This is a genomic window from Shewanella sp. KT0246 (genome assembly GCF_019654955.1).
GTDB classification, from domain to species: Bacteria; Pseudomonadota; Gammaproteobacteria; order Enterobacterales; family Shewanellaceae; genus Shewanella; species Shewanella goraebulensis.
On sequence record NZ_BPEV01000016.1, the window covers coordinates 16,931 to 35,131 of the forward strand.

Sequence of the window (18,201 nt, forward strand, 5' to 3'; positions counted from 1 at the left end):
CATTCAGTTTTAATACTCAACAAGCGCTGCCCATAGTGTTTTATTTTTGATTGCCTTAAACTGTATGGATACAAATGTTGCTACTCTTTTAAATGCTTTTTACTGCCAAGGTAATTGCTAAATTCAGATGAATTTATATCGTGTGATCCGAACTATCATTATGACGTCTCCTGCTAAGCTGGGGCGAATGTTGTTGATCGCGATTTTAACGATGCAGTCTGTTGGTGCAATGGCGGATGATTGTTCATTTGAACATCAAGACTGTGATGATAACCCTGCTGTTAACATGACAGCTGACTTTGATCAGCACTCTGAGTATCTCGAGAAGGCTTCAACTCAAGGCTCTGAGCTGTGTGATGAACAAGTGCAAGTCATTAGTCATATTGAAAGTGATTGCAGCGAGTGCAGTAATAATTGTTGCTCTTGTTGTATGACGTTAATGCACCCTATAACAGTGATGCATGGGGTTAATTCTGCCCCCGACTCTTTTGTATTTTCATTTAACTCTACCGCTGTCGAAGCGCCGTATTTTAGTTTTTTACGCCCTCCCCAAGTTTAACCTTTAATTCAAAATTTTATCTTATGAGCAAATTTTATTAATCAATTTGCTTTGACTCGCTGTGTTTTATGCTTGTAATAGCATTCAGCTTGTCTTGTATTTTTGTATTAAATCGAGGCTAAAACTCAGATGTTTTACAATGTTAATATCGCCCGACCGGGCATTATTTTGCCCAAGCTTATCTTGTGTTGCGTATTAGTGCTGCTTGCGCCGATATCTCAAAACGTTAGTGCTGAAGAGCCTAAGTCAACTCTGTCATTAACGACGGTGCTTGAACGTGTTAAGCAGCAACATCCTTCATTAAAAGTATTCAAATTCCGTCAGCTTGCCTTAGATGGCGAAGCGCACACGCAAGCATTAACTCCTGGCTATGAAATTGGATTTGACGTCGATAATGTTGCAGGTTCAGGAGAGTACCAAGGCGTCGACAGTGCCGAATTTAGCGTGTCATTGTCTTCAGTCATTGAACTGGGTGATAAGTTAGAAGCACGCTCAGGGATGGTGAATGAAAAGCGTGCCTTACTTGAAGCTGAACAAAAAATTGCAGCCCTAAGTCTACTGGGTGAAGCAACTCGTCGTTATATTGATGTGCTAGCTGCGCAATCGCAATTAGAGCTAGCAGCTGACTCCTTAATACTTGCAGAAGAAACCTTAACGGTAGTGAAAAGCCGCGCTGAAGCAGGGGTCACACCAGATGCTGAAGTTAAACGTGCTCAAGCTGCAGTATTCAATGCCAGGCTTGTCGCCGAAACTCAGCTACATCAGCATGATTATGCCAAGTTAGCCCTCAGCATGATGTGGGGCGAGTCCAATGTTAACTTTGAATCTCTGGAAGGCAGTTTATTCGAGTTTACCGACGATGTTGCGTTAGCGCCGTTGTTTGAAAAGGTGAAATACAGCCCAGCGATTGAAGCATATTTAACCCAAGCACAATTAAAAGAGGCTGAACTTCGGTTTGCGCAAACTCAATCGAGTGCAGATGTGAGTTGGTCTGTTGGCGTTAAGCAAATGCAGCAAACTAGCGACATGGCATTAACAGCTGGATTCAGTGTGCCGTTATTTAGTGGTGACAGAAATTCAGGAGCAGTCATTTCTGCACAAGCGGCGAAAGATGAAGTACTGATTAACCGCGAAGTCGCACTGCTTGAACTCTATGCTCAGTTATATCGAGCTTATGCCAGTCGTAAACAAGCAACTGTCACCGTTAATCGTTTACAAACCAGTGTCATTCCTACCTTAACCTTAGCCTTAGAAGATACTCAAAAAGCCTATGAGCAAGGGTTATACAGCTATCTTGATTATTTAACGGCAAGGGAAGAGTTACTTTTTTCTCGACGAGCTTTAATTGATGCAGCTGCTTCAGCACTGCGTTATGGCGTGGATATAGAACAATTAATCGCCGAACCTCTATCTGCTTCTCAACATACCTTTTTTAGAGATTTCCAAGGATTCCCAAAATGAACTTAAGACCATTCAATAACTTTACTATGGTTCATCTTGCTGTAACGGCCGTCTTAATGTTAGCTGTTCCAGTTTACGCTTCAGGCGATCATGGTCATGAAGATGTGCATTCAGACAATCACGCTAATGAACAAATTCATGATGCTCATGGGCATGATGAACATAAAGATACTCACTCAGATAACCATTCAGATGCTCATTCCGATGAACAAGCGCATGATGAACACGGACATGACGAACATGGGCACGATGAACATGAAGAAGGCCAAATTCATATCAGTGCAGAACAACTATCTGTATCCGGGATTGTCACTCAATTAGCGCAGCCTGGTGATATCAAACAAACAGTGACTTTATATGGTCGAACAGTGGTACCAGAAACGGCCATAAGTCCAGTGAAAGCTAGATTTTCAGGACTCATCACCGAATTTAATTTTGCGGTAGGTGACAGCGTTAAAGCGGGACAAGTGATTGCCAAAGTTGAATCTAATGCAAGCTTAAAACATTACTCAATTTCAGCGCCGATTTCAGGTGTCGTGGTAAGTCGACATGCTAATGTCGGCGAACTAGCTACAGACAATGTGCTGCTTACAATTATGAATGACGCTGAGTTGTGGGTTGAGTATCAAATCTTCCCTGGACAGTTAGGTTCAGTATCGGTTGGTCAGCACCTTATTATCGAATCAACTCCTGCTAATGCTAATAAACTGCAAGTGCAGTCAACAATTCAACACCTTCTCAATTCAACGAACAACCAAGCTTATACATTGGCTCGTGTGCCACTAGACAATAGGCAAGGGCAATGGGCTGTAGGCGCTTTATTATCAGGTGAATTAACCTTGAGTCAGCAATCTGTGTCGATGGTTATTGATAATCGTGCTGTGCAGGTTATGGAAGGTCAACAAGTGGTTTTTGTCCGCAATGAAGAGGGCTTTGAAAAACGCATTGTTGAGTTAGGTCAAAGTGATAGGCAATTGACAGAAGTGTTATCAGGTTTAGCTATTGACGAAGAGTATGCCGTAGAGAAAAGCTTTCTTCTTAAAGCGGATCTTGAAAAATCTAGTGCTGCCCACGTCCATTAAAGGAGACGATAAATGATTGAATCAGTTTTGCGTCTTGCGATTAATCGACGCTGGATGATGATGTTTTTAGCTTTATTGCTGGTTGCTGTTGGTCTTTGGAGTTATCAGAAGTTACCGATTGATGCCGTACCAGATATTACCAATGTACAAGTGCAAATAAGCACGCGTGCTGCGGGATACTCACCACAAGAAACCGAACAACGGATTACTTATCCGATTGAAAATGCCCTAATGGGTATTCCGAATTTGTCTAACACTCGTTCATTGTCGCGCTATGGATTATCGCAGGTGACAGTCGTGTTTGATGAAGGTACGAACCTTTATTTTGCTCGTAACCTCATTAGCGAGCGTTTAAATGGCATAAAAGGAGCTTTACCTGCTGGAATTGAGCCTGAAATGGGGCCTATTTCTACTGGCCTTGGCGAAATCTTCATGTACACCATTGAAGCAAAACCGAATGCTAAACAAGCTGATGGAAGTGACTTCGATGCTACAGCGCTAAGAGAAATCCAAGACTGGATTATTAAACCGCAATTAGCTCAAGTAAAAGGGGTGACTGAAATAAATACCATTGGGGGCTTTGATAAGGAATATCACATCACGCCTCAACCATTGAAAATGTTGACCTATGGGGTTTCCTTTGTCGATATTAAAATGGCGCTGCAAAGCAGCAACAGTAATCGCGGTGCAGGTTATATTGAGCGCGAAGGACAGCAACTTACAGTTCGTTCAGCTGGGCAGCTTAAAACCATTAGCGACATTAAACAGGTTGTGGTTAAGCGCATCGATAGCGCACCAATCTTAATTAGTGATGTGGCAGAGGTTGGCATTGGTAAGGCATTAAGAACAGGCGCAGCCACTAGAGACGGAAAAGAAACAGTATTAGGCAGCGCAATGATGCTGGTGGGCGAGAATTCACGCCAAGTATCATTAGCCGTAGCCGAAAGACTTGAAGACGTTAAAGCGTCATTGCCTGATGGGATTAAAGTTGAGGCTGTATACGATCGCACAACATTGGTCGATAAAGCGGTATATACAGTCCAAAAAAATCTCGTTGAAGGCGCATTGCTGGTCATTGTGGTGTTATTCATCCTACTCGGTAACGCTAGAGCTGCATTAATCACTGCTGCGGTAATTCCGCTGGCAATGTTAGCGACGATGACTGGCATGGTGCAAGCGGGCGTTTCAGCAAACTTGATGAGCTTAGGAGCATTAGATTTCGGCCTTATTGTCGATGGTGCAGTCATTATTGTCGAAAATGCCATTCGCAGGCTTGGCCAAGCACAGGCGAAAAATGGCGGGAATATTCTGCCTCGTAAACAACGTTTACAATTGGTGTATGAGGCAACAAATGAAGTCATTCGCCCAAGCTTATTTGGCGTATTGATCATTACCGTGGTTTATATTCCATTATTTAGCCTCACAGGTGTCGAAGGCAAGATGTTCCACCCAATGGCTGCCACTGTTGTGATGGCGCTTTTAGCAGCATTAGTGCTGTCGTTAACGCTTGTTCCTGCCGCAGTTGCTTTGTTCATGACAGGTAAGATTAGCGAAAAAGAAAGCCGCGTTATTACCGTAAGTAAATCTTTGTATAAGCCATTGTTGATTGTAGCAATGAAGTTTCGCTGGTTAGTGTTGAGTGCTGCTGTTGGATTGGTGGCATTGTCAATTTGGTTAGCCACTACACTGGGTTCAGAGTTTATTCCACAGCTTAATGAAGAAGATATTTTACTGCAGGCGATTCGTATTCCTGGTACAGGATTAGAGCAATCTGTAGAGATGCAAATGATGCTTGAGGATAGAATCAAACACTTCCCTCAAGTGCTGAATGTATTTTCTAAAATCGGAACCCCAGAGGTGGCGAACGATCCTATGCCGCCAAATATTGCCGATACCTTTATTATGCTTAAACCACGTAATGAGTGGCCAAATCCTAAAATGAGTCATGATGCGCTTGCCGCAGATATTGTCGATGCTGTTTCTGGTCAGCCTGGTAATAACTTTGAGCTCACTCAGCCAATTGAAATGCGTTTTAACGAACTCATATCAGGTGTACGTGCCGACTTAGGCATTAAAGTGGTTGGCGATGATTTACAGCAATTATTGACTTCGGCCAATGCCATTCATGAAGTGCTAGAGAAAATTGAGGGGGCGTCAGATCTTCAAGTTGAACAGGTAACTGGTTTGCCAATGCTGTCGATTCAACCTGATCGCATGGCGTTAGCACGCTATGGTTTAACTGTCTCCGAGTTGCAAGACTTTGTAGCAACCGCAATCGGTGGTGAAGAGGCAGGACTTATTTTTGAAGGTGATCGTCGCTTTAAGATTGTTCAGCGTTTACCTGAAAATATTCGTAAAGATGTAGAGCACTTACAAGGGTTACCTATTGTGCTGCCATCGGGGCAGTATGTGCCTTTATCTGAAGTCGCGACATTAGATATCGCGCCATCTCCAAATCAAATCAGCCGTGAGAACGGTAAACGCCGTATGGTCGTGACTGCTAACGTGCGCGGTCGTGATTTAGGCTCATTCGTCACTGAAGCAAAACAACAAATTAGTCAGCAAGTAGATTTACCTGCAGGTTATTGGTTGGAGTATGGTGGCACATTTGAGCAACTAGAATCAGCAAGTCAACGATTATCCATTGTAGTGCCTTTGACCTTAGCCATTATCTTAGGTTTATTAGTCATGGCGTTTAGCTCTGTAAAAGATGCGTTGATTATTTTTACAGGTATTCCGCTTGCACTAACAGGTGGGGTCATTTCGCTGTGGATAAGAGACATGCCATTGTCGATTTCCGCTGGAGTGGGCTTTATAGCATTGTCGGGTGTTGCTGTACTTAATGGATTAGTGCTACTGAGCTTTATTCGTCAGTTATATCATGAGAAAGGCGAGTTACTTAATGCCATTATTGATGGTGCATTAATCAGGTTAAGACCCGTATTAATGACGGCGCTAGTGGCCGGTTTAGGGTTTGTTCCTATGGCGCTGAATATTGGCACTGGTGCAGAGGTACAGCGACCTATTGCTACGGTAGTGATTGGCGGTATTATCTCGTCAACGTTACTCACTTTGTTTGTACTGCCTATTTTGTATCGGATGGCACATCAAAGAAGCGAAAAGAAACATCACTAGATTGTGGTGTTAACTAAAAAGCCTCGCTTAATGCGAGGCTTTTTAGTTTTGAGTGTTTCATCTTGGAGTGTATTAACCCCATAAGAAAAAATGGCTCTGCTGGGGGAGCGAGAGCCAAGGACCTGATGAAACTTTTTATTTAGCCAAACGGTTAAGGTTTAGATTGCGAGTGCTTTTGGAAACAGTAACTCATTTTCAGTATGAATATGTACCTGTAAATCAGCATCAAATTCAGCCAAGGTTTTGTAGCATTTTTGCCAAGTGCTACATGCGCCTTCAGGAGTTTGGTAGTTATTGGTGAGTTCACGTAACTGCTGTAAAACACTGCCAGCATGATCATGTTCATGCTCCATGGCATTAATTGGATTACCAATATGGCCAAAGCAACCATTCACTTCTTCGCCAGCAGCTAGTCTTCTCATCGCTGGGAATAAAATCTGTTCTTCTTTCATTAAATGCGGCATCAAATCAGCAATCAGCGCACCAATTAGTATGGCTAATGGCTTAATCTCGGCATAATCTTCGCCATGGGCTTGTACCATTCTTTGCGAGTACTCCACTAAAAGCGGCGCAGTTTCACGAACATATTGGTGATGCGTTGCTTCAAGGTGGTCAATTAAAGCGGGAATTGATAAAGCTTGTAATTGCTCAAAATTGGTAGAAGACATGATTGCTCCAAAGATGCATTAAATTATAGATGTATTTTAAATGCATCTTTTGTGTGGGCAATCATATTGATGAGTAATTGCTAGTTGGATCACATAATTTTAAGACGAGTATCTCTTACTGAGTACACTTTTGCCCATTCAATAGTGGACTCACTAACACCTGTTTACTGACTTGTTGTTGCTCAAGCATGCCGCCAACTCGCAACAACTTGCCCTGATGACAAATTAAGCCACGATGATCCATGCTTGGTGTTTCAAGTTGAAGTGGTTTAAGCCATTGCATGGTGTCAAAGTCAAAGATGTATTGTTGGCTGTATGGCTCGCTCGGCTCGCCGTTATATCCAATGCCACTGTAGTTATAGGGGTTGTCACTGCCCGCCATAAAGATAGCTTGTCCAGATTTACCTGACTTCAATCCTGTTGCAGCCATACGATAATGAGCAACTGGTGTTTTTTGAAGATTATTAGCTAGAGAATGGTTAGCTAGAGAATGGTTAGCTTGAGAGTCGTGTTCAGCTTGTTCATTTGCAACAGAGTAGTGAGGCAGTAATTGCCAACTTATTCTTAAATGGTTTTGAGGATTAATTTCGCCATATAAGCACACAGGTGATGACTGGTAACTGCGACGTTTGCCAATATTAGCCTGTACTTTCACCCCATCACAGAACACGATTTTGTTGCCTGTCATAGCAACTGCTTGGCCAAAAACAGCTGGGGCTGGCATAGGGCTCGCTTGATTCCAGGTATTCGTTTTGGTGTCGTAAATTTGGACTAGGTTGACGTTTCCGTCGTTATGCCAGCCGCCAAACAAATAGATATATCTCTGCTGATATACACTCGCTGCAGTATCATCAACAGCCACTGGCATATCAGCAATGCGTTGGTATTGGTTATTTAGTACATCAAATTGGTAGTTATCGATAGTGCTTATTTCTTCATGGTTTTTGGCAACGGTATAGCCGCCAAAGACATAAGCTTTATCATTAAGCCCCACGGCGATTGAAGCAAGGCGACCTGCTAATGGCGCGACAAAAGGAACTGGGTTTAAGGGCTGCCATAGTGGATTAGGCGCAGAAAGATTAACCCCCCAAACCTTGTTATGCACAGCTTGATAACCTTTACCTTCTGCCAAGCCAGTAAAACTCAATAAGTAGTCGCCTTTTGCTGTCGTCACTTTGGCTACAGCGTTGTTAGACACACCTTCGGGTAACTGGGGATAACTCGCATTTGCTGCAGGCATAAAACTCACAAGCGCTGTGATAACAGCGCCAAGCTGGCTTAATCGACTCATTCTCAATCCTTGTGATTTCTAATATTTTTTAGTTTTAATTTTCTATTTCTAGTCATGCACATTTAAACATATTTGTTATCGCAGCAGTAAATCAAAGCTAATACAGGTAAGAATTACTGCTGATGGCTTTGATAGTTAAATTTGTAAGTTTGACCTCTTATTTAAATGCTGTTTTATAGTCAATTTTACGGTAAGTTAGTTTTTTCTGAATTAATTTGCTCACTGTTGTGAGAAACCCTATTCACTCAAAATAGAATAATAAATCACGGGCAATTTGTTACTTTGAATCCAAAAAAAGCAGTCAATAAAACCCTTAAGAAGGTCTCCTCAGCTCAGTTTATTCACCGATGGCTCATGTTGATATTTGCAGTTCCAATTATTATATGGGGCTTTACTGGCAGCTATTTTGTATTGATGGATATTGGTTTTATCCGCAGCGATCATGTTGCAGTGAAACAAGCAGATAAAATATCACCATCTTCTATCTCTTACCCAATTTCTGAGCTTTATCAAGCATACCCTGATGCTCAAGCGGTCATTGTAAAACCCTTACTTAAACAAATGGTGTATCAGCTTAAGTTACCAGAAAAGTCATTATTGATTAACGCGCAATCTGGCCAGCCTTTTGGCAGTATTACCGAAGCGCAAGCAAAAGCCATTGCATTAACATTTCAGCATCAGGATGCCATTTCACCTTCTGCTAGTATCGTTTTAATCAAGTTACTCAACACTCAAGCCCCGTCAGAGTTAGCCGCAAGACATTTACCTGTCTGGCAAATCAGGTTTGATGATATTGCCCAATCAACACTGTATATATCGGCACAGACAGGCGATGTGGTGACAAGGCGTCATGAATATTGGCGCTGGTTCGATCTATTTTGGAAGTGGCACATAATGGATTATGACGACGGTGAAGCCATTGATAACGCCTTATTATTTTATACAGCGATAGGATCGTTTATTGCTGTATTCGCTGGTGGGATATTGATTTGGCAACGGCGTAAGAGGTATAGCTAATGAAAACCAAAAATATAAAACGTTGGCTAAGGTTTTGTCATTACTGGTTGGGCACTATTGTTGGTATTCAATTATTAATCTGGCTAGGGACAGGGATTTATTTCAATATCACCCCAAGTGAAGATCTTAAAGGCAGCCATTATTATCGCAGTAAAGCACCGTTAGATTTAACTCTATTTAGCCGTCATGAGCTAGAACCTTTATCGTCTATTCTCGAGCGATATAAGCCGATGGAACAGGTTAGTACTATTGTGCTTAATGACCGACCTATGTATTTATTAGACGAGCAAGTGCAGCGATATCAGCATAATTGCCAACAGCAAGTCTTAGTTGATGCGTATAGCGGCAAAGAAGTCCTTATTGATGTCGACTTGGCAGAATCCATAGCCTTGCAAAGCTATACCGGAGCAGGCGAGATAATGAGTCATCGACAATTATCTACCAGCTTTAAAGAGTGGCCAAAAGAATGTAATCCATTGTGGCAAGTCAGCATGAATGATGATTTGAATACACGAATTTACATTAACGGTATAAATGGTCGATTAGTTGGCCATAAAAATGATCACACTGATTTAGCCGATTTGATGTTTAAGCTGCACTTTATGGATTACCTGCACCAAGGCAGTTTTAATAATCCCTTTAGTTGGCTATTTGGGTTAATGATGCTGACTTTATCGCTTACAGGTTTGTATTGGGTAATTGAAAATGTGGTGATGAAGCGGTATCGATTTAAGATTACTTAATTCGTCGAGCAGTAGGTAAAACATGGAAAACAAAAAAGGCTAATCATCTCTGATTAGCCTTTTTAAATACAACGAATTAAGAATTGCTTCTTAGTTCATGCCGTATTTTTTTAATTTCTTACGTAAAGTACCACGGTTGATACCTAACATGTTCGCAGCACGTGTTTGGTTACCACGAGTGTGTTGCATGATGATGTCTAGTAATGGTGCTTCAACTTCACTTAAAACCATTTCATATACTTCAGACGCTTCTTGACCGTCTAACTGAGAGAAGAAGTTTGTTACTGCACGCTTTACTGCGTCACGTAATAGTTGTGGCTTGATAGTACCGTTAGCGGTTTCAATCTTACCTACGGTTAGCTGGTGAACTTCTGTGTTAGTAGTTGTCTGATCAAACATTCTATTCTGCTCTTTATATTAAAAATTTACTAATTCATCAAAGTAACATTCCACTAAGGAATATTGCTGTTCAGCGGTTTCAAGCCTATTAAAGTCAGCACGGAACTGTCGCTGTTCTTCTTGGTTTAGGTACCATCCCATATGCTTTCTCGCAAATCGGACACCTTTGTATTCGCCGTACAATTCGTACAATTTGTTCAGGTGTTCGAGCATGATTTCTCGCTGCTCGCTCGCCTCAACTGGCGGTAATTTTTTACCTGTTTCCAAGTAGTGGTGAATTTCTCTAAAAATCCACGGTCTGCCTTGGGCTCCTCGTCCTACCATCAAAGCATCGGCGCCTGTGTAATCTAAGACAAACTTAGCCTTTTCAGGACTGTCGATATCTCCGTTAGCAACAACAGGGATTGAGACATTTTGTTTTATTGCTTTAATCGTGTCGTACTCGGCAAAGCCTTTATACATGCATTGTCTCGTTCTACCGTGAACGGCGAGCGATGCAATACCACAATCTTCAGCAATGTGGGCAATTTCAACACCATTACGATGTTCAGGTTGCCAACCTGTGCGGATCTTTAATGTCACAGGAACATCAACTGCACTAACAACAGCCTGTAAAATCTCTTTTACTAGCTGGGGATCTTGCATTAATGCCGAGCCTGCGAGCTTTTTGTTTACCTTTTTTGCAGGGCAGCCCATATTGATATCAATGATATGCGCACCTTGTTCTACGTTGAACTGGGCCGCGTTTGCCATTAATTCAGGATCTGCACCTGCGATTTGTACTGAGCGAATACCTTCTTCACCAGAATGCATCATGCGCTGGCGACTTTTATCTGTATCCCAAACTTCAGGATTCGATGAAAGCATCTCTGAAACAGCTAGACCTGCGCCATAGCGTAAACAGAGGTTTCTAAAAGCGCGATCGGTGACACCTGCCATTGGTGCCACAATCAGCTGATTCTTCAGTTGATACGGGCCAATTTGCATTGAGTTATTCACCTTGCTCGTCAAAGGGGCGCTATATTAGCCCTTTTTTGCCTTCCTGAAAAGGTCAATAAATGAACTAAATGTAACTTTTTTGCTTGACTTTTAGTTGGAGAGTATTCTGCACTCCCTTAAGCGCAGATCTAGCTGCCATAAGGGGTGCAATGCCTTTACCGTTATTTGCGGGTACCTGTCAAGCGACTCCAGTCTTCTTTGTGAGCCGCTTCATCCATGATGAACCATTGGCTATAAAACTGTGAGATTTCTTCTGCTTGTTCTTCTAAGAGGCCTGATAAAGCTAATTTCCCGCCAGTTTTAACTTTTTCTGCAATTAGTGGAGCTAACTCGCGAAGTGGGCCTGCAAGGATGTTAGCAACCAAGATATCCGCTTGCAGATTTTCTGGTTGGTTTTCTGGTAAGTATAAAGCTAGCTTGTCTGCAACGCCGTTACGTTCAGCGTTCGCGGTCGATGCATCAATCGCTTGGTAGTCAATATCAACGCCGGTAACAGTTTTCGCGCCAAGTTTAAGGGCGGCGATTGCCAAAATGCCTGAACCACAACCAAAATCGATCACTTCTTTATCTGAAAGGTCTAAACCGTCTAACCACTCTAAACATAAAGCGGTGGTAGCATGGGTGCCTGTACCGAAAGCTAAACCAGGATCAAGAATGACGTTTACTGCCTCTGGCTCAGGAATGTCGCGCCAGCTTGGGCATATCCATAAACGTTGACCGAATTTTATTGGGTGGAAGCTGTCCATCCATTCGCGAACCCAGTCTTTGTCTTCAATCTGTTCGATTTTATGTTTAAACCCTTTACCAAGATAAGGAAGGGTTTCTAAAAAGCTCACCGTTGGGCTTAAGTCAGTACCAGCATCAAATAAGGCAATCACAATGGTGTCTTGCCATAACGGTGTTTCACCTAACTTAGGTTCAAAAATAGGGGTGTCTTTACCATCTTCATAGGTAATTGATACTGAACCTTGCTCCATTAAAAGGTCACCGAGCGCGTCGGCATGGTCGCTGTTAGTACTAATGCGAAGTTGAATCCAAGGCATGGAGTTTTTCCTATGAGAATAATTTAATGGCGCATTGTACCTGCTGGGCGGGAAAAACAGCAGCATTTGATAGTGAAATATTGCTTATTTGCATTGAAACGGCTGTTTTAGCACTTTTATCGTATGGTTAATCTTTAAGCTATTAATATCCATGATGAAATCACTTAAACATTGGTTCTGTTTGAATGTCACTATAAATTAATGAAAGTTAAGTAAAATTTTGAGTTCTTATATTTGAACAATATGTGACTGTGATCAAGTTCTAAAAGCCGATGAATGGTAGGTGAGCTTGATCACGGTTTAATTTTTATAGCCGAGGAGAAGTAGGGATAGCTGATAAGCTGATTTCACCAGAAATATGTCATACAGGCATGGAAACTATGACTGCTTCATCGCAAACTCAAACACAAAAAATTCATGACGTTTCGTCAAAAGGGTATTTGAACCCGATTTGGGCAGCCAGAGCCGATAAATTACAAAGTGCTACCGGGTTGTTGTTAGGCTTCTTCATCATTATGCACTTGCACTTTGAGTCGAGCATATTGATCAGTAAAGAGGCCTTTTATCATGTTGGTCACTTTCTAGAAGGTGGCATCTTTAGCGAAACAGGACATGGTTTTCCTGTGCTCACTAAATTTATTTCCGCGTTTATGTTGCTGGTGGTGATCATCCATGCAGCGTTCGCGTTAAGACGTTTTCCTGCGCAAATTCAACAATGGCGAGCACTACGCAGCCAAATGACTATTATGCCGCATCAAGATACTAAAATTTGGTTCTGGCAGCTGATCACTGGCTTCTTATTATTCTTCCTCGCGCCAGTTCATCTCTACGACATGATCACTAATCCTGCGATTGGTCCGCATTTATCAGCAGAGCGTGTTTACCACCAAGATGTGTGGATGCTTTATGTGTTGTTACTGCCAGCTGTGGTTATCCATGCAATGTTTGGCCTATACCGTGTAGCTGTTAAGTGGGGCATTACCACTAAACGTATGGCTGCTTTAAAACTTGCCAAGTTCATGGTGATTTACTTGATGATTATTGGTATCGCAAGTTTGATGACTTACATCGTGATTGGTCAATCGTTGGAGTTACCAGTGACTCCTTTTGTGCCGAGCTAGAGGCTTAAGAGTTTTAGGTTAATGAGTCACATATGCCATTAACCTCGTATCGAATTTAAGGAATACCCGTGAAAATAATTTATACAGACTCATTAGTCGTTGGCGCAGGCCTTGCTGGTTTGCGCGTTGCTATTGCTTCAAAAGAACGTGGTTTAGATACCGTGGTGTTATCGCTAATCCCTGCTAAGCGCTCTCACTCTGCAGCGGCTCAAGGCGGCATGCAAGCTAGCCTTGGTAATACAGTTAAAGGTATGGGCGACGATGAAGATGTCCATTTCCAAGATACTGTAAAAGGGTCTGATTGGGGCTGCGATCAAGACGTAGCAAGAATGTTTGCCCATTGCGCACCAAAAGCAGTACGTGAACTGGCTAACTGGGGCGTACCTTGGTCGCGTATTACTGCTGGCGATCGCCAAGTGGTGGTAAATGCAGAAAAGGTCACCATTACCGAAGCAGAAAAAGCCCATGGCTTAATTAATGCCCGTGACTTTGGTGGTACTAAAAAGTGGCGTACATGCTATACCGCTGACGGTACAGGCCATTCATTGCTATACGCAGTAGATAACAAAGCCATTGAAATGGACATTCCTGTTCATGAACGTATTGAAGCTTTATCACTTATCCATGATGGCAAACGCTGTCATGGTGTGATTGCACGCTGTTTAATTACAGGTGAATTACGTGCCTATATTGGCAAGGCAACCACTATTGCTACTGGCGGCTATGGTCGTATTTACGAAGTGTCTACCAATGCAATTATCTGTGAAGGTATTGGCCAAGCATTGGCATTAGATACAGGCGTTGCCACGCTAGGGAACATGGAAGCGGTGCAATTCCACCCAACAGCCATTGTGCCTGTAGGGATTTTGACAACTGAAGGGTGTCGTGGTGATGGCGGACTGCTTAGAGACAAAGATGGTCATCGCTTTATGCCTGACTATGAGCCAGAAAAGAAAGAGCTTGCATCACGTGACGTAGTATCACGTCGTATGACCGAGCATATGCGTAAAGGTAAAGGGGTTGATAGCCCTTATGGCCCACACTTATGGCTCGATATTACTCTGCTTGGCCGCAAGCATGTTGAGACCAATTTACGTGAGGTCAAAGAGATTTGTGAAAACTTCCTCGGTATCGACCCTGCGAAAGATTGGATTCCAGTCAGACCAACTCAGCATTACTCAATGGGCGGCATACGCACGAATGCTACCGGTGAAAGTCCGCAGCTTGCAGGTTTATTCAGTGTCGGTGAGGCAGCCTGTTGGGATATGCATGGCTTTAACCGTTTAGGCGGTAACTCACTAGCAGAAACCGTGGTTGGCGGCATGATTATCGGTAAGTATGTCGCTGATTTTTGTGAGAAGAATACCCTTGAAATCAACACTGGTGAGATTGAAGCCAGCATGAGCAAGATGCAACATGAAATTGATGAGTTGTTAGTGGGTAAAGGCACTGAAAATGTCTTTGAAATTAAATTAGCCATGCAGCGCATTATGATGGATTACGTGGGTATTTTCCGTAACGGTACTGAACTTGAAAAAGCGGTAACTGAGCTAAAAGACCTGCTGACACGCAGTAAAAATATCGGTCTTAAGTGCAAAAAACGTCACGCTAACCCTGAGCTAGTTGAAGCCTTGAGGGTGCCACGTATGCTGCGTGTTGCCTTAACCGTTGCATGTGGTGCAAATGCGCGCACAGAAAGTCGTGGCGCTCATGCCCGTGAAGATTACCCGCAACGTAACGATAAAGAGTGGCTAAACCGCACATTATCAACGTGGCCAGATGAAAATGCTCTAGAACCTAAGTTAAGTTATGAGCAACTTGATGTGATGAAAATGGAACTGCCACCAGGTTATCGCGGCTATGGTAATGATAATGCGGTGGCGCATCCTGATACCGCAGCGCGTGAAGCGCAGATTGCCGATATTCTTGCCGAATTAGGTGATGATGCCGACCGCTTTGATAAGCAAGCAGCCATCATGCCATTCGATTTACCTGAAACTTTACGTCCTCGTAATGAAAGATTAAGTGACACAAGCCCTGTGTCGGGAGAGAAGTAATGAGTAGCCCACGTACTATCAGTTTTGAAATCTTTCGATACGATCCACAAGATCCTAACGATAAGCCGAAGATGGTGACATACGAGATCACTGAAGCGCCAGGAATGACGGTGTTTATTGCATTAAACTTGCTACGTGAACAACAAGATCCTTCTTTGCAGTTTGATTTTGTTTGTCGTGCAGGCATTTGTGGCAGCTGCGCCATGGTGATTAATGGTAAACCAACACTGGCGTGTCGCACGCTGACGGCTAATTTCCCTGATGGCAAAATTAAACTTATGCCATTACCAGGATTCGAGCTAATTGGCGATTTATCGGTGAATACTGGTAAGTTTATGCGTGAGCTGGCAGAGCGTTTACAACTGTGGCTGCAACCAGACAGTAATGACATCGACATTCACCGCTTAGAAAACCCAATGGATCCAGCTGAAGCGGCTAAGTTATATGAATTAGAACGTTGTGTTGAATGTGGTGTGTGTGTTTCTGCGTGTGCGACCAAACAAATGAAAGACACTTTTGTTGGCGCAGTGGGTATGATGAAAATCGCTCGCTTTGAAATGGATAGCCGTGATACCCGCACAGCGGAAGATTTCTATCACGTCATTGGTAATCAAGATGGTGTATTTGGTTGTATGACCTTATTGGGTTGCCAAGATGCTTGCCCGAAAGACTTACCGCATATGCAGCAAATCGCTTACCTAAGACGTAAGATGGCGCAAACGATTGTGAGCTGTTAATAAATCGCTAAACATTTTAAAGCCGCATATCTGCATAGGTAAGCGGCTTTTTTGTTTGTCATTTTGAACAAATTAACGTCTTGGTACTTAGTTAATATCAGTTTTAGACATATGGATTTCATACTGGATTTCCAAACTCCGTTTGAATTAACGTCGTGGCGCTTCGCCCACACCAGACGAAAGGGAAACAACAGCATTTCCCTTTTCGATATCCCTTGCCGCCCCAACGAAATTACTCTTTCAAAGCGAGTAAGCCTCATGCTTATTCGAAAATAGCTAACGCTTTAGATAGGCCATCCATGGCCAACTAAAGCTAGCCTGACGTCCTGTCAGGCTTACGCCATTTTCTTCAACGCATTTCAGCAATTTCAATGGGGATTTATTGCACCCGCAGGTTCATTTGTATCTACAATTATTTCTTGAAATTATTCTTAGGCTTAAATACTCAATTTGAATTGAGGCAAGCAAGAAAATTGCGTGAGTCTAGCCATGGCCTTTCTCGCTCATCCATGTGCTTCAAGGCATTTAGTACATCCTGTACTTAAGATTCTGGCTAGCTTTCGAGGGGAAGGGACGCCCCATCGTAAGCGTTAGAGCTTCATTAAACCAAAGTTGCAGCTTGCCGAAGCGGGCTACATTTGAAATTAAACGCTATAAGGTACTCCGTTGGAAATTTTGCTGTTTAAATTTCGCCGGAGCTGCGGGGCATAGCTCTTAGTGAAAAGTAAGAGGGAGTCGCAGTTCACTCCCTTTTAGTCTGGTGTGGGCGAAGCGTCACGACGTTAACCCAAACGAAGTTTGGAAATAAAAGATGAGGTGACGATCAAAATCAAAAATGCACTATACAAATTTAAAATCTAGCTCATTTCTGCTTCGAAACTTGTTAGCTTCTGCACTTGCTTCTCGTTATGTAAAAGAAAATTTCTCAGTTTTACCAAACGAATAAATCTATACTGTTGAAATATATATACTTTGCATTTAAAAAGTTTACATAACGAGAGTAAATCATTCTCGGTTATCTCAATTCTCGGTTTCACATTGATTGAAACGTGATTGATTCAAGATATTTAAGCTGATAAGTTACTAAAAATATTAATAATTAAAGTATCTTTGCGAGTGAAATATCGAAGAGTACCTAAGGGTGTTTATCAGAACTCTCGTTAATACGCTGTTATAACTCAGGGAGATATTGGCGATGTCATCATGGGAACAAGACATAACTCAAGCACTTGAAAATCTAGGCGGGGTTGCCACTTATGATGACATCTATTCAGAAGTATCTAAACTAAGAGATGATCTTCCCAAAACTTGGAAAGCAGTAATCCGTCGAAGAATTCAAGATCTGTCATCGGATTCTGATGGCTTCAAACACGGTCAAGACCTGTTTTATTCGGTAAATGGCTTAGGTGCTGGAATGTGGGGGCTTAGAAATAAATTAGCTTACACCCCTAAAGCTGTGGATTTACCGACAGGCACTAATGAACCAGAGCGGGAATATACAACAACCTATCGAGTTTTACGTGATACAAACTTAGCTAGAAAACTAAAGTTGCTCCACAATAATTCATGTCAAATCTGCGGTCTACAAATTCAACTACCAAGTGGTAAATTGTACTCGGAAGCTCACCATATAATTCCATTAGGTACTCCACACAATGGTTCTGATACACCAGATAACATTATTGTTTTATGCCCAAATCATCATGTGATGTGTGACTATAGAGCTATCAAGTTATCGCTTAAAGAAATTAAGCAGGTATCAAGCCATAGTATTTCTCAAAAAAGCATCGATTATCACAACAAGGTAGTCCGTGAAACTGAGTTATAACAAAGCGCTCAAGGGTGGACACAAAAAGCTTGGCTTGTGCCGCTTAGCGCGGCGTTAAGTT

At 42.4% G+C, this 18,201-nt stretch carries 14 protein-coding genes and 1 pseudogene; 10 read left to right on the top strand and 5 right to left on the bottom strand.

Features of this window, described 5'->3' with window-relative positions; genetic code table 11:
• Window positions 1–127: 127 nt before the first annotated feature.
• From K5Q58_RS09680 to K5Q58_RS09695, 4 genes are all read left to right on the top strand, one after another.
• Window positions 128–559 (top strand): hypothetical protein, encoded by a 432-nt coding sequence (locus K5Q58_RS09680; RefSeq protein WP_220753729.1) that lies wholly within the window; start codon window positions 128–130, stop codon window positions 557–559.
• Between the two features lie 129 nt (window positions 560–688).
• Window positions 689–2,020: a TolC family protein gene (locus tag K5Q58_RS09685; protein WP_220753730.1), complete on the top strand. Its 1,332-nt coding sequence runs from the start codon at window positions 689–691 to the stop codon at window positions 2,018–2,020.
• Window positions 2,017–3,102, top strand: a complete 1,086-nt coding sequence (locus K5Q58_RS09690; protein ID WP_220753731.1) for an efflux RND transporter periplasmic adaptor subunit — start codon at window positions 2,017–2,019, stop codon at window positions 3,100–3,102. Before K5Q58_RS09685 ends, K5Q58_RS09690 begins: the two co-directional genes overlap by 4 nt.
• Before the next feature lie 12 nt (window positions 3,103–3,114).
• Window positions 3,115–6,237 (top strand): efflux RND transporter permease subunit, encoded by a 3,123-nt coding sequence (locus tag K5Q58_RS09695; RefSeq protein WP_220753732.1) that lies wholly within the window; start codon window positions 3,115–3,117, stop codon window positions 6,235–6,237.
• Window positions 6,238–6,395: 158 nt separating this feature from the next.
• Here K5Q58_RS09695 and K5Q58_RS09700 read toward each other — a convergent pair.
• Both K5Q58_RS09700 and K5Q58_RS09705 read right to left on the bottom strand, forming a co-directional pair.
• A pseudogene (locus tag K5Q58_RS09700) lies at window positions 6,396–6,863 on the bottom strand (hemerythrin domain-containing protein); the annotation flags it as partial.
• Window positions 6,864–7,020: 157 nt separating this feature from the next.
• Window positions 7,021–8,196, bottom strand: coding sequence for a kelch repeat-containing protein (locus K5Q58_RS09705; RefSeq protein WP_259651306.1), 1,176 nt, complete (start codon window positions 8,194–8,196; stop codon window positions 7,021–7,023).
• 354 nt (window positions 8,197–8,550) lie between these two features.
• Between K5Q58_RS09705 and K5Q58_RS09710 the strand changes: the two genes are divergently transcribed.
• Both K5Q58_RS09710 and K5Q58_RS09715 read left to right on the top strand, forming a co-directional pair.
• On the top strand, window positions 8,551–9,213 hold the full coding sequence (locus tag K5Q58_RS09710) for a peptidase (RefSeq protein ID WP_220753734.1): 663 nt from the start codon (window positions 8,551–8,553) through the stop codon (window positions 9,211–9,213).
• Window positions 9,213–9,956 carry a peptidase gene (locus K5Q58_RS09715; protein WP_220753735.1) on the top strand — a complete coding sequence of 248 codons (744 nt, stop codon included), beginning with the start codon at window positions 9,213–9,215 and terminating at the stop codon, window positions 9,954–9,956. Before K5Q58_RS09710 ends, K5Q58_RS09715 begins: the two co-directional genes overlap by 1 nt.
• A gap of 90 nt (window positions 9,957–10,046) precedes the next feature.
• Here the strand turns inward: K5Q58_RS09715 and fis are convergent, their stop codons facing one another.
• The 3 genes from fis to prmA all read right to left on the bottom strand — a co-directional run bounded on the left by fis (window position 10,047) and on the right by prmA (window position 12,397).
• The gene (gene fis / locus K5Q58_RS09720; RefSeq protein ID WP_055023591.1) at window positions 10,047–10,355 is read right to left on the bottom strand and encodes a DNA-binding transcriptional regulator Fis; all 309 of its coding nucleotides are present in this window, start codon (window positions 10,353–10,355) and stop codon (window positions 10,047–10,049) included.
• 18 nt (window positions 10,356–10,373) lie between these two features.
• Window positions 10,374–11,342, bottom strand: a complete 969-nt coding sequence (gene dusB, locus K5Q58_RS09725) for a tRNA dihydrouridine synthase DusB (RefSeq protein WP_220753736.1) — start codon at window positions 11,340–11,342, stop codon at window positions 10,374–10,376.
• A gap of 173 nt (window positions 11,343–11,515) precedes the next feature.
• Window positions 11,516–12,397, bottom strand: a complete 882-nt coding sequence (gene prmA, locus K5Q58_RS09730) for a 50S ribosomal protein L11 methyltransferase (protein WP_102529535.1) — start codon at window positions 12,395–12,397, stop codon at window positions 11,516–11,518.
• A gap of 380 nt (window positions 12,398–12,777) precedes the next feature.
• Between prmA and K5Q58_RS09735 the strand changes: the two genes are divergently transcribed.
• The 4 genes from K5Q58_RS09735 to K5Q58_RS09750 all read left to right on the top strand — a co-directional run bounded on the left by K5Q58_RS09735 (window position 12,778) and on the right by K5Q58_RS09750 (window position 18,140).
• Window positions 12,778–13,518: a fumarate reductase cytochrome b subunit gene (locus K5Q58_RS09735; RefSeq protein ID WP_220753737.1), complete on the top strand. Its 741-nt coding sequence runs from the start codon at window positions 12,778–12,780 to the stop codon at window positions 13,516–13,518.
• Between the two features lie 68 nt (window positions 13,519–13,586).
• Window positions 13,587–15,575 (top strand): fumarate reductase flavoprotein subunit, encoded by a 1,989-nt coding sequence (locus K5Q58_RS09740; protein WP_220753738.1) that lies wholly within the window; start codon window positions 13,587–13,589, stop codon window positions 15,573–15,575.
• On the top strand, window positions 15,575–16,312 hold the full coding sequence (locus K5Q58_RS09745) for a fumarate reductase iron-sulfur subunit (protein WP_192021647.1): 738 nt from the start codon (window positions 15,575–15,577) through the stop codon (window positions 16,310–16,312). Before K5Q58_RS09740 ends, K5Q58_RS09745 begins: the two co-directional genes overlap by 1 nt.
• A gap of 1,195 nt (window positions 16,313–17,507) precedes the next feature.
• Window positions 17,508–18,140 (top strand): HNH endonuclease, encoded by a 633-nt coding sequence (locus K5Q58_RS09750; RefSeq protein WP_220753739.1) that lies wholly within the window; start codon window positions 17,508–17,510, stop codon window positions 18,138–18,140.
• Window positions 18,141–18,201: the final 61 nt, after the last annotated feature.